Annotated in this window: 24 protein-coding genes; 13 read left to right on the top strand and 11 right to left on the bottom strand. The window is 25.8% G+C overall.

The features are described 5' to 3' along the window. The first annotated feature begins 143 nt into the window (after positions 1 to 143). Positions 144 to 1,949 carry a hypothetical protein gene (locus MPF13_RS05575; RefSeq protein ID WP_249981344.1) on the top strand — a complete coding sequence of 602 codons (1,806 nt, stop codon included), beginning with the start codon at positions 144 to 146 and terminating at the stop codon, positions 1,947 to 1,949. 281 nt (positions 1,950 to 2,230) lie between these two features. Here MPF13_RS05575 and MPF13_RS05570 read toward each other — a convergent pair whose 3' ends face one another. Next, on the bottom strand, positions 2,231 to 3,412 hold the full coding sequence (locus MPF13_RS05570; RefSeq protein ID WP_249981343.1) for a THUMP domain-containing class I SAM-dependent RNA methyltransferase: 1,182 nt from the start codon (positions 3,410 to 3,412) through the stop codon (positions 2,231 to 2,233). 164 nt (positions 3,413 to 3,576) lie between these two features. Between MPF13_RS05570 and MPF13_RS05565 the strand changes: the two genes are divergently transcribed. The 5 genes from MPF13_RS05565 to MPF13_RS05545 all read left to right on the top strand — a co-directional run bounded on the left by MPF13_RS05565 (position 3,577) and on the right by MPF13_RS05545 (position 8,340). Then, positions 3,577 to 4,302: a class I SAM-dependent DNA methyltransferase gene (locus MPF13_RS05565; RefSeq protein WP_249981342.1), complete on the top strand. Its 726-nt coding sequence runs from the start codon at positions 3,577 to 3,579 to the stop codon at positions 4,300 to 4,302. Continuing rightward, a complete protein-coding gene (locus tag MPF13_RS05560) occupies positions 4,299 to 4,976 on the top strand; it encodes a ZIP family metal transporter (RefSeq protein WP_249981341.1) in 678 nt (225 codons plus the stop codon). Before MPF13_RS05565 ends, MPF13_RS05560 begins: the two co-directional genes overlap by 4 nt. A gap of 104 nt (positions 4,977 to 5,080) precedes the next feature. Then, positions 5,081 to 5,749 (top strand): hypothetical protein, encoded by a 669-nt coding sequence (locus tag MPF13_RS05555; protein WP_249981340.1) that lies wholly within the window; start codon positions 5,081 to 5,083, stop codon positions 5,747 to 5,749. Between the two features lie 4 nt (positions 5,750 to 5,753). Next, positions 5,754 to 7,637: a sensor histidine kinase gene (locus MPF13_RS05550; RefSeq protein ID WP_249981339.1), complete on the top strand. Its 1,884-nt coding sequence runs from the start codon at positions 5,754 to 5,756 to the stop codon at positions 7,635 to 7,637. Between the two features lie 61 nt (positions 7,638 to 7,698). Further along, complete coding sequence (locus MPF13_RS05545; RefSeq protein WP_249981338.1) at positions 7,699 to 8,340, top strand: response regulator; 642 nt, start codon at positions 7,699 to 7,701, stop codon at positions 8,338 to 8,340. Here MPF13_RS05545 and MPF13_RS05540 read toward each other — a convergent pair. Then, a complete protein-coding gene (locus MPF13_RS05540; protein WP_249981337.1) occupies positions 8,337 to 10,520 on the bottom strand; it encodes an ATP-dependent DNA helicase RecQ in 2,184 nt (727 codons plus the stop codon). The genes MPF13_RS05545 and MPF13_RS05540 overlap by 4 nt on opposite strands. Before the next feature lie 138 nt (positions 10,521 to 10,658). Here MPF13_RS05540 and MPF13_RS05535 point away from each other — a divergent pair, with 138 nt between their 5' ends. From MPF13_RS05535 to lptB, 4 genes are all read left to right on the top strand, one after another. After that, the gene (locus tag MPF13_RS05535; protein WP_249981336.1) at positions 10,659 to 11,627 is read left to right on the top strand and encodes a KpsF/GutQ family sugar-phosphate isomerase; all 969 of its coding nucleotides are present in this window, start codon (positions 10,659 to 10,661) and stop codon (positions 11,625 to 11,627) included. Beyond that, positions 11,627 to 12,448 carry a twin-arginine translocase subunit TatC gene (gene tatC, locus MPF13_RS05530; protein ID WP_249981335.1) on the top strand — a complete coding sequence of 274 codons (822 nt, stop codon included), beginning with the start codon at positions 11,627 to 11,629 and terminating at the stop codon, positions 12,446 to 12,448. The genes MPF13_RS05535 and tatC overlap by 1 nt, the downstream gene beginning before the upstream one ends. Continuing rightward, entirely contained in the window at positions 12,432 to 12,779 is a 348-nt protein-coding gene (locus MPF13_RS05525) for a carboxymuconolactone decarboxylase family protein (protein WP_249981334.1), read from the top strand. The genes tatC and MPF13_RS05525 overlap by 17 nt, the downstream gene beginning before the upstream one ends. 113 nt (positions 12,780 to 12,892) lie before the next feature. Next, positions 12,893 to 13,630, top strand: a complete 738-nt coding sequence (gene lptB / locus MPF13_RS05520) for an LPS export ABC transporter ATP-binding protein (RefSeq protein ID WP_249981333.1) — start codon at positions 12,893 to 12,895, stop codon at positions 13,628 to 13,630. On the opposite strand, the gene MPF13_RS05515 is transcribed toward lptB, so the two are convergent. Together MPF13_RS05515 and MPF13_RS05510 are read right to left on the bottom strand one after the other, a co-directional pair. Beyond that, a complete protein-coding gene (locus tag MPF13_RS05515; RefSeq protein WP_249981332.1) occupies positions 13,627 to 14,001 on the bottom strand; it encodes a VOC family protein in 375 nt (124 codons plus the stop codon). The two genes, lptB and MPF13_RS05515, sit on opposite strands and share 4 nt — an antisense overlap. Then, on the bottom strand, positions 13,979 to 14,734 hold the full coding sequence (locus tag MPF13_RS05510) for a CDP-alcohol phosphatidyltransferase family protein (RefSeq protein ID WP_249981331.1): 756 nt from the start codon (positions 14,732 to 14,734) through the stop codon (positions 13,979 to 13,981). The genes MPF13_RS05515 and MPF13_RS05510 overlap by 23 nt, the downstream gene beginning before the upstream one ends. Positions 14,735 to 14,826: 92 nt before the next feature. On the opposite strand from MPF13_RS05510, the gene MPF13_RS05505 reads away from it, so the two are divergent. The 3 genes from MPF13_RS05505 to MPF13_RS05495 all read left to right on the top strand — a co-directional run bounded on the left by MPF13_RS05505 (position 14,827) and on the right by MPF13_RS05495 (position 18,129). After that, positions 14,827 to 15,810, top strand: a complete 984-nt coding sequence (locus MPF13_RS05505) for a YheT family hydrolase (RefSeq protein WP_249981330.1) — start codon at positions 14,827 to 14,829, stop codon at positions 15,808 to 15,810. A gap of 70 nt (positions 15,811 to 15,880) precedes the next feature. Continuing rightward, entirely contained in the window at positions 15,881 to 16,951 is a 1,071-nt protein-coding gene (locus tag MPF13_RS05500; RefSeq protein WP_249981329.1) for a putative type IX sorting system protein PorV2, read from the top strand. 5 nt (positions 16,952 to 16,956) lie between these two features. After that, positions 16,957 to 18,129, top strand: a complete 1,173-nt coding sequence (locus MPF13_RS05495; protein WP_249981328.1) for a lipoprotein N-acyltransferase Lnb domain-containing protein — start codon at positions 16,957 to 16,959, stop codon at positions 18,127 to 18,129. Here the strand turns inward: MPF13_RS05495 and MPF13_RS05490 are convergent. Genes MPF13_RS05490 through MPF13_RS05460 form a run of 7 tightly spaced genes read right to left on the bottom strand, consistent with a single transcriptional unit; the run spans position 18,109 to position 26,026 of the window. After that, positions 18,109 to 19,488 (bottom strand): exopolysaccharide biosynthesis polyprenyl glycosylphosphotransferase, encoded by a 1,380-nt coding sequence (locus tag MPF13_RS05490; protein ID WP_249981327.1) that lies wholly within the window; start codon positions 19,486 to 19,488, stop codon positions 18,109 to 18,111. The genes MPF13_RS05495 and MPF13_RS05490 overlap by 21 nt on opposite strands. Continuing rightward, a complete protein-coding gene (locus MPF13_RS05485) occupies positions 19,485 to 20,228 on the bottom strand; it encodes a glycosyltransferase family 2 protein (RefSeq protein ID WP_249981326.1) in 744 nt (247 codons plus the stop codon). The genes MPF13_RS05490 and MPF13_RS05485 overlap by 4 nt, the downstream gene beginning before the upstream one ends. Then, on the bottom strand, positions 20,221 to 21,510 hold the full coding sequence (locus MPF13_RS05480; RefSeq protein ID WP_249981325.1) for a phenylacetate--CoA ligase family protein: 1,290 nt from the start codon (positions 21,508 to 21,510) through the stop codon (positions 20,221 to 20,223). Before MPF13_RS05480 ends, MPF13_RS05485 begins: the two co-directional genes overlap by 8 nt. Beyond that, the gene (locus tag MPF13_RS05475; RefSeq protein WP_249981324.1) at positions 21,510 to 22,517 is read right to left on the bottom strand and encodes a glycosyltransferase family 4 protein; all 1,008 of its coding nucleotides are present in this window, start codon (positions 22,515 to 22,517) and stop codon (positions 21,510 to 21,512) included. Before MPF13_RS05475 ends, MPF13_RS05480 begins: the two co-directional genes overlap by 1 nt. After that, the gene (locus tag MPF13_RS05470; RefSeq protein WP_249981323.1) at positions 22,507 to 23,835 is read right to left on the bottom strand and encodes an O-antigen ligase family protein; all 1,329 of its coding nucleotides are present in this window, start codon (positions 23,833 to 23,835) and stop codon (positions 22,507 to 22,509) included. Before MPF13_RS05470 ends, MPF13_RS05475 begins: the two co-directional genes overlap by 11 nt. Further along, positions 23,835 to 24,905 carry a glycosyltransferase gene (locus MPF13_RS05465; protein ID WP_249981322.1) on the bottom strand — a complete coding sequence of 357 codons (1,071 nt, stop codon included), beginning with the start codon at positions 24,903 to 24,905 and terminating at the stop codon, positions 23,835 to 23,837. The genes MPF13_RS05470 and MPF13_RS05465 overlap by 1 nt, the downstream gene beginning before the upstream one ends. After that, positions 24,902 to 26,026, bottom strand: coding sequence for a glycosyltransferase (locus tag MPF13_RS05460; RefSeq protein WP_249981321.1), 1,125 nt, complete (start codon positions 26,024 to 26,026; stop codon positions 24,902 to 24,904). Before MPF13_RS05460 ends, MPF13_RS05465 begins: the two co-directional genes overlap by 4 nt. Between the last annotated feature and the right edge of the window lie 17 nt (positions 26,027 to 26,043).

Genomic DNA, 26,043 nt, shown 5'->3' with positions numbered 1-26,043 from the left:
AACAATTATTGCAAGACTACACAGTTGTTAAATTTTCTACTTCTGAGAATTTTATAAAATATGGTGCGTTGGTACTTGATAAAATTGAACTTGAATTAAACGCTAAAAGTATCATTTTTGAAAGAGGAAAATCTTTTTATGCTTTGTTTGATAAAAATTATATTTCTAATGTTGATTTATCAAAACAACTTGAAAAAATTGAAGATGGCGACAAACTATCTTTTAAGTATTTAAATAAAACTGAACTTGAGCAGTTGGAAACTCATTCACTCGCTCAATTGTTAATTAATTCAACAGCAACACCAAATCATAAAAGGCTAACATTTAACAATCTAACTGGAAAACTCTATTTATTCAATCCAAATCATTTAAAAATTAGTAAATCAAAAGATAAAGAGCAGATTTTTAAAATTGTAGGTTTAGAGTTTTATATTGACCCAAATTGTTATTTACAATTAAATGTAAAAACATTTTCAAGTGTTTTACTTAGTAAACATATGGAGTTTTCGAAAAGGAAACTCAAAGAATATCCAAAGTATACTTTTGTTCATTCAACTAACACACTCAAACGTGTTTTACCTAGCGAAAGTATTAAAGGAGAAAATCTATACATTCTAAAACAGACTTCAAAAAAAGGTTCATTAGAAAAAAATAATATCCCTTTTTTAGATTTCAGTAATCTAAATGAGTTTAAAAACAGTAAAATAGGAATGCTGTCAGATATTTCTAATAGCATTAAAGAGAAACTATCCAACTATTTAAGCATTGATTTTAAAAGTTCTGATACAAATAGCGTAATTCGTCATTCAAATACTTTTGATTATTCTAAATTAAACAAAGACATTTTTTTGTTTGATGGTATCAAAGAAGAAAACTCTAATGAGCATCTTGAAAATGTAAAAAAAGAAATGGAGAATATTATTCCAAAATCAAAAATTGAATTATCTAAAAAAGAAAACAAAACAGGTTATAATGTTAAGCTAATCCATAATAAGAGTTTTTATCAAAAATACGAACAGAAAGACCCTTATAAACCATCAAATAGTATCCAGCATATAACTTCTGAAGATTTTAAACAAAATTCTAAAGCCAGTATCAAGGCAATTATTAAAGAATTGGTAATTAAAAATGATATTAACAACAAGAAAATATCAATAATTGATTGGTCGAAATATAACTACAATAACAAATGGATTTTTGGCATTAAAAATAATGTAGATTTCTACTTCTTGACCATTGAACCAAATGGAGTTTTGAGTTTTGAAAAATTTGAATCAGATTTATTTAACCAAAATGAATATGATGAACTATGTTCAATTTATGATAATGACAGTAATATTGAATTTATTATAAAAGACGATATTGAAAATATTAACATCATAAAGCGAACTAACAACTTTACTATTCCAGAATTTGAAAAATTAAATGATACTTTAATAAAAGAAAACTCAAAAATTAGCATCAAAAAGGATTTAGCATTATCTCTAATGAATGAAGTATTTGAAAATGAAAAAGTTAAAGAATTTGAAAACAAAATAAAACAAATTGAGAACTGGAATAAGAAAAATCTACTAAATTGTTTCAAAAACAGAAATGATAAAAAAATCTTTGTTGAAAAAGTTAAAGAGGAAACAGGAGAAGTATTAAAATCTTATTTTAGAGATAAGTCAAGGTATGAAATTTTAGACAGTCAGTTAGATATTCATTCTTTTAAGGAAAACGAAAGGAATTATTATTTTGTTGGTATAAAAGGAAAAGGAATTCAGCAGAGTGTTTCAAGGGCATCAGTAATCAGAGAAATTGAAACTTTTGGGAAATCTGAATATATTTTTGACAAATTACTTCCTCTTATGAATGTTGACTTTGTTAGGAATGGTGACTTGACAGTTTTGCCATTTCCTATAAAATATCTCAGAGAATGGAATAATACTAGGCACAACAATATATAAAAATAATAGCGGTTTAATCGCTAAAACGATATTATAAACATAAAACAAAGGTCAGTGCAAAACCGATAAGTTAGTGTGAAAAATTCCGCTACTATTCTTATACTGGACAGTTAGCGAAATAATCAAAAAAAAAATCTTATCACAAAAAGTTAGCAAACAAGTTTAGCCCTGATAGGAACATTTGTTTGAGCTCTTTTTTATTTGTTTTTCAGAATAAAAAAAGCGAGTGTGGATAGCAGGAAATAGCTACAAAAAAAAGATTTTTCCACAAGATCGATAACCTAATCTTCAGAATCTGGAATTGTTTTACGCTCTTTAAATTTACGAGTACCTTCGTACAATTCGTACTTTACAAACTTACAATCTAAATCTCCGTTTTTAAGCGCAATTCTTTTAGAAGTTCTTAAGCCTACACATTTTAAAGCTGCAATATCTGAGGTAATTAACCACGCTGTAGAACCTGGATAATTGTGTTTAAGTGTATCTCCTATTTTTTTGTAAAACTCTTCTGTATCTATGTTTAAACGCTCTCCATAAGGTGGATTGAACAAAATAGTTGTGTTACCAAAAACTTCTTTGGTAGAATTGAAAAAGTTTACATGATGCACACCAATAAATTCATCTAAATTGGCACTTACAATATTTGCTTTTGCCTTTTGTACTGCAGATGGTGCTTTATCAAAGCCCATAATTTTAAAGTGAGAGTTTCTTATTTTTTTTAACAAAGCGTCTTGTATGGTAAAATATAAGTCTTCATCATAATCTTTCCAATTTTCGAAAGCAAATAATTTTCTGTTAATATTGGCAGGAATATTATTGGCAATCATTGCTGCTTCAATTAAAATTGTACCAGAACCACACATTGGGTCTATAAAATTTTCATCGCCAGTATAACCCGATAATAAAACCATACCTGCAGCCAAAACTTCGTTAATTGGAGCAATATTAGTAGCTGTTCTGTAGCCTCTTTTGTGTAAAGAATCTCCAGAAGAATCTAAAGAAACTGTTAACCAATCTTTTTGAATATGCACATGTATTTTTACATCTGGATATTTTAAATCTACATTGGGTCTTTTATGATATTTATGACGAAAATAATCTGCAATTGCATCTTTAGATTTTAACGAAATATAATGCGAATTGGATGTAAAATTTTTAGAGTTTACTACTGCACCAATAGCAAAAGTGCCATCTGCTTCTAAATAGTTTTCCCATTTTATTTTTTGAATAGCTTCGTATAAATCTTCTTCATCATAAATTTTACACGTTTTAATTGGTTTTAAAATTCTAACAGCAGTTCTTAAAGCAATATTTGCTTTGTACATAAAACCTTTATCACCTCTAAAAGAAACGCTTCTTACTCCTTCTTTTACATCTTGAGCACCTAATTTCTTTAGTTCAGTAGCCAAAACACCTTCTAAACCAAAAAGTGTTGTTGCTGTCATTTTAAAATCTCTATTCATAGGTGCAAAGGTAGTTTTTAGTTGGTAATTTTTTGTAGTTTGTTTTAGGTTTATCGTTTTTTTTAAATAAAAGGATTAAACAAGAATAATAAACCTGTTAACTTTAAATAAAAACTATTTATTAAAGTGTAAGATTTGGTTACTTTTGCAGACTCTATTTACTTATGAAAACAAAAGATTGGTTTACAGATTGGTTTAATACTTCTTATTATCATATTCTTTATAAAGAAAGAAATGATGATGAAGCGCAATTGTTTATGAAGAATATTACTTCTTTTTTAAACTTGCCTAAAACCACTCATATTTTAGATTTACCATGTGGTAAAGGGCGTCATTCTGTTTTTCTAAATTCTTTAGGATATAAAGTTACTGGTGGCGATTTGGCTGAAAACAGTATAAAATCTGCTCAAAAATTTGCGAATGATACTTTAAAATTTAAGGTGCATGATATGCGTCAGCCTTTTAATAACAAGTATGATGCAGTTTTTAATTTATTTACAAGTTTTGGTTATTTTGAAGATGATAAAGAAGATATTTTAATTCTTCAAAATATTAAAAACGGTTTAAATAAAGATGGTTTTTTTGTTTTCGATTTTTTAAATGCAGAAAAAGTAAAGTTAAACTTGGTAAAAGAAGAGACTAAAATTGTAGATGAAATATCATTTGATATAAAAAGGGAAATAAAAAATGGATTTATTTTAAAACATATTTCTTTTAAAGCCAATGGTAAAAATCACTCTTATACAGAACAGGTAAAATATTTAGACCTAGAAAAGATGACAGCCTTTTTAAACGAAGTTGGTTTTTCTATTATAAATATTTTTGGTGATTATAATTTAAATGAATACAATACAAATACATCAGATAGATTAATTATTATTGCAAAATGAGTTACATACTATTAATAGCTTCTGTTCTTTTAGGTTCTATACTTGTTTTTGTTATAAAGCCTTCTCATAAAATTGTACGCTTGCTTTTAGCATTTAGTGGTGCATATTTATTATCTGTAACTATTTTACATCTTTTACCAGAGGTTTATGCTGAAACAACAGAATACAAAACAGTTGGTATATTTATATTAATAGGTATAATTATACAATCTGTATTAGAATCTTTTTCTAAAGGAGCAGAACATGGACATATACATGTACACTCAGACAAAAAAGACTTTCCAACATTACTATTTGTTAGTTTATGTTTACATGCATTTTCTGAAGGATTGCCAATTCATAACTCTGGAGACAATTTATTATGGGCAATTGTTGTTCATAAAATTCCGATTGCAATTGTATTAACAACGTTTTTTATCCACTCAAAATACTCTAAGAAAATAACCTTTATATTTTTAATTGCTTTTGCTTTTATGAGTCCTTTAGGGGTTTTATTGGGAGACAAAATTGCTTTTTTTACAATTTATGCTTCAGAAATTACAGCCTTAATTATAGGTGTATTCTTACACATTTCCACAATAATTCTTTTTGAAAGCACTGAGAACCACAAGTTTAACCTTAAAAAGTTTATCGCTATTATTTTTGGGGTCTTGTTAACCATTTTTACTTTATAATATTTTACTTATTTTTAAGAAGAAAATATACCTAATGGTAGGTATAAAAACTACTTTCCAAATTTTAGATATTTGGAGTATAACTAACTTAAAAACTAACTAAAATGCATGAAACTCTTAGATCATCTTTTAAACTACAAAAAGAAAATGCAGAATGGCAGAGAATAACTTCAGATTGTGCTAATAACACCTTTTTTAGTATTTATGCTAAATTTTATTATGAAGAAGATTCATTTACACCTAAATCTTGTGATGTAAGAATCCAAAACTATACAGGTAGTATTACTTATGGAATATCAAAAGTAGAATCTGAAATTAAATTTATATACGACAAAGACATTAAAGACTATGTTTTCTTTTTTGTAATAAAATTAAAACCTCTTTTTGCAAATGATGAAGTTAATAATGTTGCTCTAGATTTTATGAGTTTTAATAATAATCATTATAAAGAAATCAGCGAAGTTCCATCTAGTTTTTCTAATAAACATTTAATGTTTGTACATTTAGAATATGAAAATCATCATGAAGGAATTATAAATTCTGAAACAAATATTAATGAATTAAATTTTATAGATCAAAATCACTTTCTAAGAGATGGAGATCAAATAAAAGGAGTTTCATTTATAGACTTTTCTAGTGTTGATAATAAACTATATGATCCACATGAATCTCCTATAAAAGAAGAATTAATTATTCCAACTAGTGGAGAACAACAAACTGTCTTTTATGTTAGTAGCAGACCTTGTAGAGATATCTACGTGAGATTTTTCTAAATAAATGACTAAAAAAATTATTATTTTTCTGTTAATACAATCATCTTTTTTATTTGGAAACAATAAAAAGGATGATTTTTTAACTCATATTAGAAATGAGAATTACAGTCTAGCTAAAAATAGTATCAATAAATTCAATTTTGAAAATACAAATTGTAATGAAAAATATGAACTTTTAACTTTTATTGAACTTTCAAAAAACAAAGGCGTAAAATTTAAAAGCAATAAAAATGTTACAACTTACATTCAAAACAACTGTTCTAATGATCTTTTTATAAGAACAATATCAAAACTAAATTTTGCACTTTATAATTACTATTACAAAAAAAATTCTGATGTTTCTGTATTATCAATTTACTTAGAAGCATTAAATTCTTTAGATAAAACAAATTTAAATGCTTTAAAATCTGAAATTATTAGAAGAATTTTAGAATACCATAATAATATATTTATTCTTAAAGATTATTCTTATTTAAAGTATGTTAAGCTCTACAAAGAACTTGCTCAAGATAAAGTAGATGAATACATCTCTAATTTTTACAAACTTAGTATTGGTATTAAGAATTCAGATTTAGGTTTGTCTAAAGAGAACTATAATATCACATTAAAATTAATTGAGAATTTAAAAATTGACTCCTATAACAACAGGCTTTTAATTATTGCTGGTAATTATTTAGAAGAATTTGATGATAAAAAATTAGCTATTAAACTATATCAAAAGTCTTTAAATCAAATTAAAAATGATTCTTCTGGTATTAATATTCTTTCTAGGCTCGCATCAAAATTAAACATCGGTATTTATCATTTTTATAATAAAGAATTTGAGAAAGCAATTAATCAATTTAATTATATTCATAGTTTTGAAGGGAAATTAGTTAAAAGAAAAAAAATATATTATGATTATTGGCTCTCTTTAACTTATGAAGAACTAACAGATTTTAAAAGTGCTTACAAGTATTTAAAAACAAGTAGAAGAAATCAATTTTCTTTCAATCAAAGTAATCATTTAAAAGCAGTAAGAGAAATACAGGTTAAATACGAAACTGAAAAAAAAGAAAAAGAAAATCTTCAATTAAAAATTGATAAAGAAAAAAACAGAAACTACTTAATTGCTGCTTTGTTAACATTATTTTTAATAAGTATCATTGGTATACTTTCTTTTCAAAGTTCTAAAAGAAAACAAAAACTTGCAGAACAATTTAGCGCATTAGAAACTCAAAAAAACTTAACTCTTTTAAAAGAACAAGAACTTACTACTATTAATGCAATGGTAGATGGCCAAGAAAAAGAACGAAAACGAATAGCTGAAGATTTACACGATAATTTAGGTTCTGTTTTAGCTACCTTAAAATTGCATTTTGAAAACTTAAAAATGAATCGTGAAAAGAAAAAAATTGACCAAGAAACTTTATTTAATAAAACTGAAGGACTTATTGATGAAGCGTATTTAAAAGTTAGAAGTATAGCCCATGCAAAAAATGCAGGTGTAATTGCGAATCAAGGTTTATTAATGGCTATTAAATTAATGGCTGAAAAAATATCTTCAGCAGACAAAATTCAAATAGAGGTTGTAGATTTTGGTCTAAATAAGCCTTTAGATAACAGTTTAGAAATTAGTGTTTTTAGAATTATTCAGGAATTAATTACCAACACAATTAAGCATGCAAATGCTAAAAACGCAACAATAAATATTTCTTTATATGATAAAAATCTAAATATTATTATAGAAGATGATGGTATAGGTTTTAACATTGAGAAAGTAAATTTAAAAGAAGGAATGGGATTAAGCTCTATTAAAACTAGAATTGAACATTTATCTGGTAATTTAGAAATTGACTCAACTTTAGGAAAAGGAAGTTCTATTATTATAAATATTCCTATTTCTTAACTCCTTATTTGTAGGTAGTACTATTCACCTTTAAATCTGTATTTTTATAAAAAATAAAACTATGATTACAATTATTATGGCAGAAGATCATCAAATGTTAATTGATGGTGTAAAATCTTTCTTTGAATATGATGATGAAATTAATATAATTGGAACAGTTAATAATGGTGAAGAATTAGTAAAATTAGTTTCTTTAAAACAACCTAAATTAGTTATTACAGATATTAGAATGCCTAAAATGGATGGTATTGAAGCTACAAGAATTATAAAAAACAAACTACCACACATTCATGTTTTAGCGATGACAATGTTTGATCAACCAGAAGCAATTAAACAAATGTTAGATGCTGGTGCAAAAGGATATATATTAAAAAACTCGGGCATAAAAATGCTATCTAAAGCTATTGAAACAGTTGCTAAAGGTGAAACTTTTTTTGACCCCAATGTTGCTTTCAATTTTATGAACAGTTATATAGATGATAATGTTACCATTGGAGAAACAGACAAAGTTGTATTGTCTAAAAGAGAAAAAGAAATTTTAAATTTAATATCTACAGGAAAAACATCTAAAGAAATTGCAAAAACACTTTTTATAGCTAAAACAACAGTAGATACTCACAGAAAAAATATGATTAAAAAACTAAACTTATCATCTGGAAATGAATTAGTTAAATATGCAATTGACAAAAAATATCAATTTTAATTAGCTACTTCATTAATAAATTTAATACGCATTAAACGTAGTTCTTCTTCATCATAATCACCATCAAATTCATCAAGAGCATCTTGTATTCTATCAGTATCTGCTTCCATAAAATAATCATGTATTTCTTCTTGCTGATCTTCATCTAGTAAATCATCTATAGAATAATCGATATTTAATTTAGTACCAGAAAATATAATCATTTCCATTTCCTTAATTAAAACACTCATTTCTAAACCTTTTGCCTTGGCAATATCAATTAAAGGTAATTTTTTATCGGTATTTTGTATGATAAATAACTTTAAACCAGAATTAGTACCTGTACTCTTAACAATTAAATCATCTGGTCTTAAAATGTCATTTTCCTCTACATAATCTGCAATAAGTTTTACAAATTCCTTACCAAATTTTCTTGCCTTTCCTTCTCCAACTCCATGAACTTTAGATAATTCTGTTAATGTAATAGGATATTTTAAAGCCATATCATCTAAAGATGGATCTTGAAAAACAGCAAAAGGAGGCACACCTTGTCTTGTGGCTACTTTTTTACGTAAATCTTTTAATTGCTTAATTAAATTTTCATCAGCTACACCACCAGAAGATTTAGAATTCGTAATTATAGAATTATCATCATCTTCATTATAGGTATGATCTTCTGTCATCATAAAAGAAGTAGGTTTCTCAATAAAACTTTTTCCTTCTTCTGTTAATTTAATAACACCATATTGCTCAATTTCTTTTTTAATTAAATGTATTACTAAAACTTGTCTAATTAAAGCCATCCAATACAAAGAAGATTTATCTTTTCCAATACCAAAAAATGGCTGTAAATGTGTTTTATGAGAAGTTAATAACGCATTTTCTTTACCAACAAGTGTATTAACTATTTCTTTAGCTTTATACTTTTGTAAGGTATCTTTTACTACTTTTAATAACGTTACTACATCTTCTTTTGCTTCGTGTTTTTTCTTTGGATTTCTAGAATTGTCATCCATATCTGCACCATCACCATTTTCTACATCAAATTCTTCTCCAAAATAATGTAAAAGATATTTTCTTCTATTCATAGAAGTTTCTGCATAACCTACAACTTCCTGTAAAAGTGCATGACCAATTTCTTGTTCTGCAACAGGTTTACTTGCCATAAATTTTTCTAACTTTTCTATATCTTTATATGCATAAAAAGCCAAACAATACCCTTCTCCATCATCTCTACCTGCTCTACCTGTTTCTTGATAATAACTTTCTAAACTTTTTGGTATATCATGATGAATTACAAAACGAACATCTGGTTTGTCAATTCCCATTCCAAATGCAATCGTTGCAACAACAACATCACAATCTTCCATCAAAAACATATCTTGATGTTTAACACGTGTTTTGGCATCTAAACCTGCATGATATGGTACAGCTTTAATACCATTTACCTGTAAAATTTGAGCAATTTCTTCTACTTTTTTACGACTTAAGCAGTAAATAATACCAGATTTACCTTCTCTTTGTTTTACAAAACGAATTATATCTTTTTCTACTTCTTTTGTTTTTGGTCTTACTTCATAAAATAAATTTGCTCTATTAAAAGACGCTTTAAATCTATTAGCATTCGTAATTCCTAAAGTTTTTAAAATATCTTCTTGTACTTTTTCTGTTGCAGTTGCAGTTAAACAAATAATTGGCACATTATCTATAGCTTTTATAATGTGTTTTAAGTTTCTATATTCTGGTCTAAAATCATGACCCCATTCAGAAATACAATGTGCTTCATCAATAGCTACAAAAGATATTTTTTGCGACTTTAAAAAAGTAACATATTCTTCTTTAATTAAAGATTCTGGAGCAACATATAAAAGTTTTGTAATTCCGTTAGAAATATCTTCTTTTACTTGATTTACTTCTGTTTTATTTAAAGATGAATTTAACACATGTGCAACTCCATTGTGTTCAGATATACCTCTAATAGCATCTACCTGATTTTTCATTAATGCAATTAATGGAGAAACCACAATAGCAGTACCTTCAGACATTAAAGCAGGAAGCTGGTAACATAGTGATTTTCCTCCACCAGTTGGCATTATTACAAAAGTGTTGTTATTATTTACAATACTCTTAACTACTTGCTCTTGCAATCCTTTAAACTTATTAAATCCAAAGAATTTTTTTAGAGGACCATATAAATCCATTATATAAATATTTGTTTAATTTTATATTCAACTCACAAACATACTATAATTTTTGCTCTAACTATTTTTTATAGTAAATTTGCTCGTTTCTTAATCTAAAGATATAACTTTTTTTTATTCTGATAAAATACTAAACTATTGAAAAAAACAAACTCAATAATTAAAACTGCTAAAGAAACTATTTTAATAGAAAGTGATGCTATAGCTAATTTAGCAAATTTAATTGATGCTGACTTTGAAGATGCTGTTAATTTTATTTTAAATTCTAATGGAAGAGTTATAGTTACTGGTATAGGTAAAAGCGCAAACATTGCAAATAAAATTGTAGCTACTTTTAATTCTACAGGAACTCCTGCAATTTTTATGCATGCTGCAGATGCTATTCATGGAGATTTAGGTAATGTTCAAAAAGACGATGTAGTTATATGTATTTCTAAAAGTGGTAACACACCAGAAATAAAAGTTTTAGTTCCTTTAATTAAAAATTATGGCAACAAAATAGTTGCAATTACTGGAAATAAAGATTCTTATTTAGGAGAAAATGCTGATTTTACTCTAAATGCTTATGTAGAAAAAGAAGCTTGTCCCAATAACTTAGCACCAACAACTAGTACCACAGCTCAATTAGTTTTAGGTGATGCTTTAGCTGTTTGTTTACTTAATTTAAAAGGGTTTACAAGTAGAGATTTTGCAAAATATCATCCAGGAGGTGCTTTAGGTAAACGTTTGTATTTAAGAGTTTCAGATTTAGTTGAGAATAATGAGGTTCCTAAAGTAAATGAATCAGATAGTATTGCTAAGGTTATTGTAGAAATTTCTGAAAAAAGATTAGGTGTAACAGCTGTATTAAATAATGATAATTTAGTAGGTATTATAACTGATGGTGATATTAGAAGAATGTTATCTAAAACTACAGAAATCAATCAATTTTTAGCAAAAGATATTATGGGAAAAAATCCTAAAACAATATCTACTGAAGCAATGGCAATTGATGCTTTAAATACAATGGAAAACAACAGTATATCTCAAATGCTTGTTGTAGATAATAATAACAAATATGTGGGTGTTGTGCACTTACATGATTTAATTAAAGAAGGTATTTTCTAATGGCAGAAAAACAGAAAGAAATGTCCTTTTTAGGTCATTTAGAAGAACTTAGATGGCATTTAGTAAGAAGTGCTTCTGCAATATTTATCTTAGCTATAGGCTTTTTTGTATTTGCAGAACAAGTGTATGATAATTTCTTATTAGCGCATATTAAACCAGATTTTATCACATATCAATTATTTTGTGATTTTTTTAATTTATTAGGTTTGGATAGTGATTTTTGTAATGTAACTTTTGCAGATAAAAAATTACAAAGTATTAAAGTTACCTCACAATTAATGAACTCTATTTGGTCTTCATTAATATTAGGAATAATTTGTTCATTCCCTTATTTATTATGGGAAATATGGAGGTTTGTTGCTCCAGGATTAACTACTAATGAAGTTAAAAAATCTAAAGGTTTTATTTTTACAGCTTCTTTGTTATTTTTTATAGGTTTGGCTTTTAGCTTTTATGTAATTGCACCTATATCTGTACATTTCTTATATAATTATCAAATTTCAGAAAGCATTGTAAATAGCTTTACATTACAATCTCATATTGGTTTAATTACAAATATGTTATTAGGTGTTTCGATATTATTTGAATTACCTGTATTAATTTATTTTTTAACAAAAATTGGATTAATAACACCAGAGTTTCTAAAAAAATATAGAAAACACGCTTTAGTGGTTGTGTTAATTTTAGCAGCTATTATTACACCACCAGATATTGCTAGTCAAGTAATTGTAGCAATTCCTATTCTTATTTTATATGAAATAGGTATTAAAGTTTCGAAAAGAGTTATTAAAAAACAACAAAAAGATGCACAAAAAAGTTAAAGAATTTAAAGATTATCGTGAAAAAATGAACGATAAAATTTTAGATTCTGACAATAAAGTTATAAAAAGAATCTTCAATTTAGATACAAACGCATTTAAAGAAGGTCATTTACCTGTTAAAACTAAAGAGTTACTAGGTTTAGTAGCCTCTGCTGTTTTAAGATGTGATGATTGTGTACAATATCACTTAGAAGCAGCCATGAAAAATGGAGTTACTAAAGAAGAAATGATGGAAACCATGTCTATAGCTAATTTAATTGGAGGTACAATTATGATTCCTCATTTAAGAAGAGCTGTTGAATATTGGGAAGCTTTAGAAGAAAGCATTTAATTGTTTATTTGTTGAATAGTGTAATTGTTTAGGATTGTTTTAAGATTTTTATAGCGTTAATTAGATACATTTACACAGTTAATCAATATAACAGTTTAACATTTTTTTAATTTATGATTTTAAGAGCAGAAAATATTGAAAAAATCTACGGAAGTAGAAAAGTTGTTACAGGAATTTCTTTAGAAGTTCAACAAGGTGAAATAATTGGTCTTTTAGGACCAAATGGAGCTGGAAAAACAACTTCTTTCTATATGATTGTTGGTATGATAAAACCAAACTCAGGTCAAATATTTTTAAATGATGAAGAAATTACAGAAGATGCCATGTATAAGCGTGCCCAAAAAGGTATTGGTTATTTAGCACAAGAAGCTTCTGTTTTTAGAAAATTATCTGTAGAAGATAATATAATGTCTGTGCTACAATTTACAGACTTAACTAAAAAGCAACAAAAAATAAAATTAGAATCTTTAATAGAAGAATTTAATATTGGTCACGTTCGTAAAAATAGAGGAGATTTACTTTCTGGAGGAGAAAGACGTAGAACAGAAATTGCTCGTTGTTTAGCTTCAGACCCAAATTTTATTTTATTAGATGAACCTTTTGCTGGTGTAGACCCTATTGCTGTAGAAGATATACAAAGTATTGTAGCACAATTAAAAAATAAAAATATTGGTATTTTAATTACAGATCATGATGTACAAGCAACTTTAGCTATTACAGATAAAACGTATTTAATGTATCAAGGAAGCATTTTAAAAAGCGGAACTCCAGAAGAATTAGCTGCAGATGAAATGGTTAGAAAAGTGTATTTAGGTAAAGATTTTGAATTGAAGAAAAAGAAAGTTTTTTAATTTTTAAAATTACCAAAATGCCAAAGAATTCCAGATGAATCATGTAAAAAGAATTCTTTTCCCCATTCGTTTATTACAATTTCTGACAATCTAACATTTGAAAATTTCTCTGTAAGTTTTTTAGATTTCAGTTCTGTTAAATATTCTTCTAAATTCCCCACTTCTAAGAATAGCATTGAATTATCTACCCAATCTTTAACATAGGCTTTTTGAAGATAAAAACTCAGTTTTTCATCAATTTTAAAAAGCGACATATTTTCTGATAATACAACTTCAGAAAAACCCAATTCTTTGTAAAACTTTCTAGATTCATTAAAGTTTTTTGCTCCTATAAAACTTCTAACTGACTTAAACTGATGTTTTTTGTCCATAATTACTAATTACTGATAAAGCTACATAAAGTATAATTATTAAAGGTATAGAAATATACTCCAAGAAAGTAATCATTAATAAGGAAGCTAATAAAAACAAATACTTCATTAAATTATTTTTTACTGAAAAGTCTTTAAACTTTAAAGAAAATAAAGGTATTTCTGCATTCATTAAATAAGTTAAAACTACTGTTATTGCAATTAAAAAGTAATTATTTGTAATTAATTGATGTACAAATTCAATATCTGAATATTCTAAAATTAAGGGCAAAGAAATTACAAACAAACTCATTGCAGGTGTTGGTAATCCTATAAAAGAGTCTGATTGTCTAGTATCAATGTTAAACTTTGCTAATCTATAACATGCTCCTAAAGTTAATAATAAACCTAAAATTTGAATAGGTTCAAACTGAAATCCACTCCAACTCATAAACTCAGTATTTTCAGAAAAAGAACCTAATTTATTATTTGTAGATAATAATTTAAACATAATAATTCCTGGTACAACACCACTTGTAACCATATCTGCCAAAGAATCTAATTGTTTACCTAACTCACCAGTAACGTTTAGTAAACGAGCAGCAAAACCATCAAAAAAGTCAAAAATAATTCCTAAAATAACAAATAAACCTGCTCCTGTAAAGTTTCCGTTTACGGCTAAAATTGTAGCAATTGTTCCACAAAATAAATTACCTAAAGTTAATAAATTAGGAATGTGCTTTTTAATGTTCATGTTAAATTAATTGAAAAGCTAAAATAAGAAATCAAAATTTGTTGGTTTTCTAAATTGCAGTTTTTTTGTCATATTTGTAAGAAAGAATTTCTATGCCTGTTTTTACATCAGACTTCTCTCCTACTTTACCATTTAAAAATGGACATTTTAACACAATGTACAGACCCATTTTTATGAAAGATACTTGTAATTATTCTAGAAAAAGAATTACTACTTGGGATGAAGATTTTATAGATTTAGATTTTTCTATTGTAGGATCTAAAACATTGGTTTTATTAATTCATGGTTTAGAAGGTAGTTCAGAATCTAAATACATTGCATCCAACTCTAATCACCTAAATAAAAAAGGATTAGATACTGTTTGTTTTAATTTAAGAGGTTGTTCTGGAGAAGATAATTTACTTTTAAGCACCTATCATAGTGGTAAAACAGAAGATGTAGATTTTGTAGTAAATTATCTTTTAGAGAATTATAGTTATGAAAATTTAATTATTATTGGCTTTAGTTTAGGAGGAAATTTAACACTTAAATATATAGGTGAACAAGCTGAAAATATAAATCCAAAAATACAAGGAGGTATTGCAGTTTCTGTTCCTATAGATATTGCTTCTGCTGAATTAGAAATGGATAAACTAAAAAACAAATTATACATAGAAATGTTTTTTAAAACAATGAAAAACAAAGTTTTAGAAAAATCTTTTAAGTTTCCAGAATATAATTTAGATAAGAATCAACTATTTAAAGCTACAAAATTTAAACATTTAGAACATTTATATACTGTACCTATATTTGGTTTTGAAAGTCCAGAAGATTATTGGGAAAAAGCAAGTTCTAAACCTTTTCTATCAAAAATTACAAAACCAACGTTGCTAATAAATGCTAAAGACGATTCTTTTTTATCTAAAGAATGTTTTCCCTTTGATGAAGCTCATAATTCTGAAGTTTTTTTCTTTGAAGGTCCAAATTATGGTGGTCATGTTGGTTTTATGTCCTCTTTTAAACCTTCAGAAAATACTTGGTTAGAACTCAGAATAGAAAGATTTATTCGAGAAAACATTCAGATTAAACTATTGTAAACAATATCTTTAAAAAACTAGTGTTATTTTAGTATGTTTTTAGATATTTGTTATAGATAATTTTCGCCATTTGAAACACAAAATATTACTTTTAGTACTTCTCACTCCGTTTTTTTTATCTGCACAAGCATTTAGAAGTTATTCTAATGAATTTTTAACAATAGGTGTTGATGCTGCTGGATTAGGAATGAGCAAAAGCATTGTTGCAACTACAAACGATGTTAATTCTATTTATTGGAATCCTGCAGGTTTAGTTGGTATAGAAGATTATCAAGGTTCATTAATGCATGCTTCTTATTTTGCAGGAATTGCAAATTACAATCATGCTAGTTTTGCAATGCCAATAGATAAACAAAGTGCTGTAGGAATCTCTGTAATTCGTTTTGGTGTTGATGATATAATGAATACTACAGAATTAATTGATAGTAATGGAAACATAGATTTTAATAGAATTAGTCTTTTTTCTTCTGCAGATTATGCATTTAATTTTGCTTATGCTAGAAACTTACTTTTTAAGGATGTAAAATTTGGTGTAAATGCTAAAATTGTTAGAAGAATTATTGGTGATTTTGCTTCTTCTTGGGGTTTTGGTTTTGATGCCGGAATTCAATTTGAAAGAAATACATGGAAATTTGGATTAATGGCTAGAGATATTACTACAACTTTTAATAGTTGGGCTATTAATGAAGATGAGTTTAATAAGATAAAAGATGCTATTCCTGGTCAAAATCAAGAATTACCAGAAACAACAGAAGTAACAAAACCTAAAGTACAATTAGGAGTTGCTAAAATTTGGAAATTAGGTCTCTTTTTTAATTTGTTAACAGAAATAAATGCCAATATTCGATTTGCAAAAACAAATGATTTATTTTCTTCTGATGCTTTAAGTGTTGATCCTGCAGTAGGTTTTCAATTAAATTTTGATGATTTAGTGTATTTAAGAACTGGGGTAGGTAATTTTCAATACATAACAGAATTTGATAACACAAAATCTCTTTCATTACAGCCAAATTTTGGTATCGGTTTTAAGTATAATGGAATTAAATTAGATTATGCTTTAACAAATATTGGAAGCGTTGGTAATGCTTTATATTCTAATATTTTTTCTATTACAGTAGATTATAGTTTTTTTAGACGATAATAATTATGATTAAAAAATACATCTTCATATTTTTATTTTTTTCTATTTATTCTCCATTAAAAGCTCAAGTTCAGCTTTCTGTTTATTCTGAAATTAGTATTATAACTGCTGGACCTGGAGAAGAATTATATGAAGCATTTGGGCATTCTGCCATTAGAGTTAAAGATCCTGTTTTAAATTTAGACTTAATTTACAACTATGGGATGTTTGATTTTAATCAACCAAACTTTCTTTTAAATTTTGCTAAAGGAAATATGATTTATAGTTTGGCTCGCTACGAATTTAAATACTTTTTAGCAAGTTATAAAAGGGATAAACGTTGGTTAAAAGAACAAATATTAAACTTAACACAGCAAGAAAAACAAGACTATTTTATATTTTTAGAAACGAATGCAACTCCAAAAAACAGAAATTATCTTTATGATCCTTATTTTGATAATTGTGCTACCAAATTAAGAGATATCACAAAAAACATTTTAGGTTCTAAAGTTCATTTTAATGATAATAATAAACAAAAAGAATTAACTTTTAGACAACTAACCAATAAAGAAATTCATTGGAATTCTTGGGGCACATTTGGTTTGAATTTAATTGCAGGTATGTCTTTAGATAAAAAGGCAACTTTTAACGAATATATGTATTTGCCAGATTATGTTTATACATCTTTTAAAAATGCTACCTTATTAGATAAAAATAAATTAATAAAAAAAGAAAATACACTTTTAAGATTTTCAGAAAAAGAGCCTAAACCTTCAACAATCAGCCCTTTTTTAGTATTTACTATAATTGCATTTTTAGGGATATTTATAACCTATATAGATAATAAAAAAGGTAAAAGAACTAAAATATTAGATTTTATTTTATTCTTTATTACTGGATTAATTGGAGCAGTTATTATTTTTCTGTGGTTTTTCTCAAGCCATTCTACAGCACCAAATAATTTAAATTTTTTATGGGCATTTGTACCAAATTTAATAATAGCATTTTTATTACTTAAAAACAATCTATCAAAATGGATTCGAAGTTATTTATTGGTACTTTTAATTTTTATGGCATTAATTCCTTTAATATGGATTGCTAAAATTCAAGTATTTCCTTTAGCAGTTATACCTTTATTAGTATTACTTTTTACAAGGTATTTATACTTACACAAGAGTTTATTGGCCTCTAAAAAATAAAACTGTAGTTATTGTTTTTATTAAAATTTTAAAGTCTAAAAAAGCACTTCTTTCTTTAATATAATATAAATCGTAACGTAATTTTATTTCTTGTTCTTCTATAGTATTAGCATAAGGATAATTAACTTGATCCCAACCTGTTAAACCAGGTCTAACAACATTTCTTATAGCATAAAATGGTATTTGTTTTTCTAAATCACTAACAAATTCTGGTCTTTCTGGTCTTGGACCAATAATACTCATATCTCCTATTAAAATATTATAAAACTGAGGAAATTCATCTAATCTAGTATGTCTTAAAAACTTTCCAAAAGAAGTAATTCTATTATCATTTTTTACAGCCCAAACTGCTCCATTAGATTCGGCATTTTTAACCATTGATCTAAGCTTAAAAATTTTAAATTTTCTTCCATTTTGACCAACTCTTTCTTGACTATAAAATAGACTACCTCTATTACCTATTACATTTCCTATTAAAAGAAAAGGAATTAAAACTAAGAAAGCTATTAAGCCAAATACTGAAAACACAATGTCTGTAAATCTTAATCCAAATTGATAAAAACGACTGTTATTATTCTTACTAAAACTTAGGTGCTTATAAAAGTTATTTTTTAAATACTCTTTTGGGACTCTTAGTGTAATTTCTTCATAAAAAGTTTCAAAACTTACAATATTTACTCCTTTTTCAAATAATAAAACTAGTTCTTTATTTAAAGAGTTAATTATTTCAGAAGATAATCCTTTAATGGATACAATAACTTCTGTAATACTAGTATCTTCAATTAAAGATGATAACTTCACTTTATTAATATCATTAAACCCTTTAATATTATCTACTTTTTTATCAGATAAATAGGCAGATAAATTATGAATATTGTCTTTTTTTACATGTCTAAGTAACCCTTTAATCTTATCAGACTTTCCAATAAAAACTACACTTTTAAAATATTTTGGAGAAAATATTAACCACATATATAGAAATCTCCAAATAATAACCGGAAAAGAAAGTATCAAAAACAAATAAACAATTTGCAATCTATTACTAGGTAATACAGGCGAAATATATGGTGTAAAAATGTAAAAAATAGTTGTAAAAAAAGCAGTTAATGTTACACTTCTTACAACTGTATATCTATTATTAGAAACATTTAAATTATATAATTGAAAAATTTCCCCAAAAATTAAATGATAAAAAACTAATAATAATAACCAGTTTAAAATATATTCATTAGAAAAAATTATGTAATTAAAATTTAAAAAATTAGAAGCAAGAAAAAGACTAACAGTAAAAATTAAGATATCAAAAATTCTTAATAGTACTTTTCTTTCAGAAATATTATAATATGATTTTGAAATCATTTAAGCAATTTATTTATAACACAACTTAATGTATAATATGTAGCTCGAAAGTAAGATAATTTTTCTACATTTTTAAATAAATTCCAATTCCATTTTAACATTTCAATTTTATTGTTTGAAATAGATGCACTTCTGTCTCTGTACTGAGCTAAAACTTCTGTTAAACCAAAAGCGTAAGCTTCTGTTCTTAATATTTTTAACCACAAACCATAATCTTGTCTCTTTCTAACTTCAGGCATAAAAACTTTTCCTAAAATATCTTTATTGTAAACTGCAGTTAAACAACCAATTTCATTAGAATGTAACATTCTATTATAGTCTAACTTATTTTTACACATAATTGTTTTGTTAGTTAAAACTCCACTTTCATTTATCACTTCATAAGAAGTATAACATAATGAATAATTATTTTTAACCATAAAGTTTATTTGCAATTCTAACTTTTTAGGTAACCATAAATCATCACTATCTAAAAAAGCAATAAAATTACCAGTTGCCAATGATATAGCTTTATTTCTAGCTACAGCAGCACCAGAATTTTCTTTTAATTGATGCAATTTAATTCTAACGTCTTTTTTACTATAAGAATTAATAATTGGTACACTAGAATCTGTAGAAAGATCATCTACAATAATCATTTCCCAATTTTTATAAGTCTGATCTAAAACACTCTGAATTGTTTGAGAAATAAATTTCTCAGAATTATAATTAGCAGTAATAATAGAAACAAGATTATTCATTTATTTTTGAAATAAAATTTTTCAATTTTCCTTTATTATAAACAAAATTGGATTGCTGTTTAATTTCAAAATTAATATCTTTTTTAAAATATTTTACAATCTCATTAATTAATTTTTTTTCAACATCAATATTAATTTTACTTTCTATTAAAAAAACTAAATTTCCTTTTTTATACTGAATAACTTGATAGTTTAAAAATACTCCTTCTTTTTTTGATAAATTTTTAAATATGTAATAAAAGTATAAACTCGGATAAGTGTTTTTAAACCCGTAAACATTTTCACCAATTCTACCAGTAACTTCTTCTAAAATTAAGTGTTCTTTTCCACAAGAACATTTTTTATCTCTTGGAGCTAAAGAAATATAATCTCCTATTTTGTAACGTATTATAGGAAAAGAAAGCATTTGTAAATTAGTAACCAAAATTTCATCATCAACTTGTTCAACTACAACACCTTCCATATTTAAATGCATATTTCCATTTTTGCATTCGAAAGCAATTATACCTGACTCAGTTGCTCCATATTCACTAATAATATCAATACCAAAAGCTTTTTTTATCTCTGGTTTATAGCTATCAAAAACTTTTTCTGAAGTTCCTTTAATTAATTTAATGTTCTTTGGTTTTGATAAATTTAATTTATTAATTAAAACAGCAGTGTGATATATCATAGAAGAATACCCATGAATATATTTAGCTTTTTTAGATTTTTTAATAAAATTTTTAAGAGCTTTTTCTTCATAACTAAATATTCTAAATCTATTTTGAAGAAAATCTAAAAATTTATTTTTTATTTGTTTGGAAACAGAAAAATTAAATCCCCAAAAATATCCATTCCTTTCCCAAGGTTTAATACCAAACCAAGAATATCCTCTTTCTATTGAAGCCCTATTAAAAGAGTCTGCATGTTCATCTCTAAAAAATCGTAATGATTCTCCTGAACTACCAGAAGTAGTTGCCAAAAATGTCTTTTTAAATTTTAAATTAGTTTGAATTTTATCGGTAAAATTTATTAGATCATTTTTAGTAGTTACAGGAATTTTTTTTAGATCTTCTAATGATTTTATATCATTTATATCAACTTTTAATTCATCATATTTTAATCTATAAAATTCAGAATGCTTATAAGCTGTTTTTAAAAGCTTTTGCAACTTTTTAAGTTGATATTCTTCTAGTTTTTCTAAAGACCATTTTTCAGATTTTTTTAAAAACTCATAATTAGTTTTTAAAGATGGATTTCTATGGTTTTGTCCTAAAATGTAAATAACTTTTTTTATCATTATTTAAGAATTTCAAACCATTTACTTCTATTTTTTTCCCAACTAAATTGTTCTACTTTTTCTCTTGCATTAATTGATAAATGTGGATACTCATTTTCTAGTAACGAAATAATTGCGTTTTTCATTTCATCAGAATTTGATTTTGTTACTAATAATCCATCAACTCTATCTTCTATTAAAAAAGGAATTCCACCTACATTAGTTGTAACTATTGGTAGTCCTAAAGCCATTGCTTCCATTACACTTACAGGAGTATTGTCAAAATTTGTTGTATTGATAAAGATATCAAAATCTTCAGATTTTTTATGCCAATCTTCTTTTAATAAAACATTTGTAAATTCTACTGAATCATCAAGTTTTAATTCTGACACCAATTTTAATGCATCATTATAAGAATTGTCTACAAATGGACCAACCATACATAAAGTTGCATTTGGGTGTGTTTTTTTAAGTTCAAACAGAACATTTATTGCCATTGTAGGATTATAAATTTCTTTAAAAGCTCTAACCCAAAATAATTTTGGTTTTAATATTTCTCTCTTTTTAAATTGATAATTATCTATTTCTAAAATATTTGGAATAAATTCAGTAGAATATCCTTCAAATTCAAAAGCTGTTTTTAAATAATTTGAAGGAGCAATGTTTTTGTAAGAATTATTAAAAATTAAATTACTTAATTTTTTATTTTTTTTTAATCTATTAGGTAAATTTCCACCATGTAAAATTGGAATATATTTTACATTTAATAATCTAGCTAATTGAGATATAACAAAAGCATAATAAAAATTTACAGTACTAAAAGTATCTATTAAAATATAGTCCGATTTAAATCTAAAAACCGAAAAACACATATCAAGTAACCTAAGAATTTTATTAATTTTATCAGATGATACTTTTACATTATAACCTTCATTTTTTAATAAAGAAGATAAAACTATAATTGTAGAATTATACTTTGTCTTTTTTGTTAAATTATTACCTATATAAAGAATTCTGTTACTCTTCATCTGGAACAATTCTAATTAAACTTAAACCGTAAACAAATGCTGGAAAAGCAATTCTCATTGCAGAGTGGTTAATTGTTAAAAACCAAAATATGTAGAATGCACTTAAAAATGCCCGTTGATAATTATTTCCAAAATAAATATTTCTAATAGGCATTATTAATAATATTAATAATGATATAACTCCTAACAGTCCATGTTCTTCAATTAATCTACTAACTTCATTATGTGAGGCAGCTGTTATCTTTTTTCCACTTTCTAATCTTTTATATTTACCATTTCCAACACCAATTCCAAAAATTGGAGATTCATAAAAACTATTTAATTGCGAATCAATAATCTTAGTTCTACCTGCTGATATATCTTTTTTAGCTACTCCTGATGAATTTTTATTAGCATACCTATTGTCTATCATTCCTCCTGTAACATTTGAAGTGTAGAGCCAAATACCAAAAAATAAAATTATAGTTATAAAAATGTATTTAGAAATTTTTACAAGAGTAACTCTATTAAATAAGAACATAAAAAAAGCAAAAGAAGCAAAACCAATAGCTGCTGTAATCATCCCTCCTCTAGAAAAAGTTAGCAAACCTCTATAAATAAAGTATGCCAAAAATATTCCATCTAAAAAAATATATACTGAAATTTTTACTCTAACAAAAAGAAATACCCCCAAAATAAACACTCCAAAACCAAGCATAGTTGCAACTTGATTAGGTCCAAAACCTCCAGAAGTATCAAAATTAGATTGAGCATTAAATACTAATTCTTCTAAATTAGGAGTTCTAAAATAAATATAACTTATCATAGAAAACATTGGTAATAAGCAAAAAAACAGAAGTTCTTTTAATTGTGTTATAGATATTGTGCGGTTGTAACAATAAAAAGCAAAAACACCAAGTGTTAATGGTCCGCTTAAATTAAATACAATTGCTTTTCTAATTGACTCCCCCATAGGAACCTGAGTAAAAACTATACCTATCAATAAAAATAATATATATACTAAAAAAGAAACTGTTGATTTTTGTCTCACAGGGCCTAAAAAGAGCCCCATTAAAATAAACAATATTAAACCATACTTACCTGTTTCATATAGTATTGCTGCATTTGACATCCTCATGAAAACCTCTGTACCAACCAGGTAAGAAGCTAAATAAAAAGCTTCTTCGTTTTTATTTTTTGATTTATAAATAATTAATACACCTACAATAAAAAAAAGTAAAGAATATATTTTAGCAATTGGTAAAACAGTAACAAGAAAGCCTAAAGCTATGTGAATACCAATAATCAAAAATCTATTATTTAATATTTTTTCTATCATTAGTTTTTATACATTTTTTTTAAATCAGAAATAAAATTTTCTTTAGAAAATATTAAATTAATATTATCATTTAAAGCCTTAGAAATTTCAAATTTTAAAAAGTCATTTTCAATTATATCTAACAAAGCTAATGCAAAAATATCACTTCTTTTAGGAATTACAGTTGCTTTATCATGATTGATTACTTTTTTACATTCACCTACATTTGTTGTTAAAACTGGTAAATTTGCTAAACCGTATTCTAATAAAGAAATAGGTAAACCTTCATTTTTAGAAGATAATACTCCTATTTCAACTTGTTGTAAAATATTTTTAATATCTGAACACATCCCATATAGAAAAATAGACTTTTGTAATTTTTTTGTTTTGATAAAACTTTTAATTTTATTTGAATACTCATTATTATAATCTTTACCAACCAAATGTAGTGTCCAGTCTTTATGTTTTTCATGTATTATTTTAAAAGCATTTAATAACATTAAATGATCTTTCTCTGGCCTTAAAGCTGCTAAGCAAATTATTCGCTTATTATCTTCACCTGATAGCTTAGTTATTTTTTCTAAATTTTTAAATACAGGAAAGTTATTTAACTTAATAGTATTTTTATGTTTTAATTTAGCTTTACTCCATGTATTTAATTCTTCATTGACATTTATAATTCCATCTACAAATAGTGAAAGGAATTTAATTATTCTTAACCTTTTCCCTTTTAAAAAATAATTTGCCCCTGTATGATTATGCCAAAATAATTTTACATTTGGTAACAAAAATTTTAAACAACAAGAAAAAAACAAAGATGTAGAATGCGCATGAATTATATTAATTTTATTCAATTTTATATATCTACAAAGTTTTAACAAAGCTTTTATATCAAAAATCGATTTTTTATTTAAAAACAAGTAATTGACTTTTTTATTTAAAAAACTTTTTAAAAAACCTTGTTCTCGAGTACTACATAAATGAGAATCTATACTATATTCTAAAAAAGTATTAGCTATATTAACCGCCAATACTTCAGTCCCTCCAACATTTAAAGAATCTGTAATTTGTATGACTTTTAATTTACTCAATTTCTTAATAGATTTTTAATTTCAGTTTCAAACTTGTCTAAAGTATAACTTTGAGACCATTTAAATGCATTTAACACTTTTTCTTGATATTTATTTTCATTTTCTAAATAATTAATAACTTCTGATGTTACTTCATTTACGGTAATATCTGCTTTAAGAACACTTCCTCTATTATTATAATCTAACATTGAGTTAACACAAGAAACATTAGAAGAAATTGGAAGACACCTCCAAAACATAGCTTCAGCAACAACTTTAGGCCATCCTTCAGACTGAGAGATAAACAATAAGAAATGAGAGGTTTTATAGGCATGTTTCACTTCATTTTTAGGTTGATTTCCATATAGTGTAATTATTTTTTCTAAAGAATTATTACTGATATATTCCTTTATTTTTAAAAATTCTTCTCCTTCACCAAACATTTTTAAATGAACATTAACCCCCTTTAAATATAAATTTTCTACAACTTTCACACTTAAAAAAGGTTGTTTTCCTTTTGAAAAAGCACCAACAAACATAAATATAATTCTAGAAGAAAAAGTCTTTTTTCTCACAACTTCAATCTCATTTTTTTTATACGAAGCAGTAAAAAAAGGGATAATATTTTGAGATTGATTTTTCCAATGACCATAAACTAATACTTTACAATTTCTTGTTAAAAATGTATTTGATAAGATCCATTTTTGTATTCTATAACTCAATGGTTGTCTACTATTTGGATCCCAATTACCTGCATATTTAACCGTTTTAGGCTTAGAAGGAAATAATACCTGTATAAAGCAACCCAATAAACCAATATTACCAGGACAACGTATATGAATATGATCGACATCTTTCATAATTTTTAAAATTGAAAAACATATTTTGGGAATTACTAGCAGAGTCTTAATTATATTTTTTATAGATGTAATATTAAAATTTGATATTTCAAAAATTCTTAAATTAGAATGATTGTATGCTTTTTCAATATTTTCTATATTATTATTTGAAATTGGTGCTACTATTACTATTTCATCAACATATTTAGCCCATAAATTCATTTCACGAACATAAGGTTCGTAAGAATAGATTTGTTTTTCTTTTATTTTATGGACTGCATGTGTAATTATTCCAAACTTCATTTTTTTTTATTCTAGAA

Origin of the sequence: Polaribacter sp. Z022, assembly GCF_023555495.1 — a bacterium.
Taxonomy (GTDB): Bacteria; Bacteroidota; Bacteroidia; order Flavobacteriales; family Flavobacteriaceae; genus Polaribacter.
This window is presented reverse-complemented; position numbering and strand designations above follow the sequence as displayed.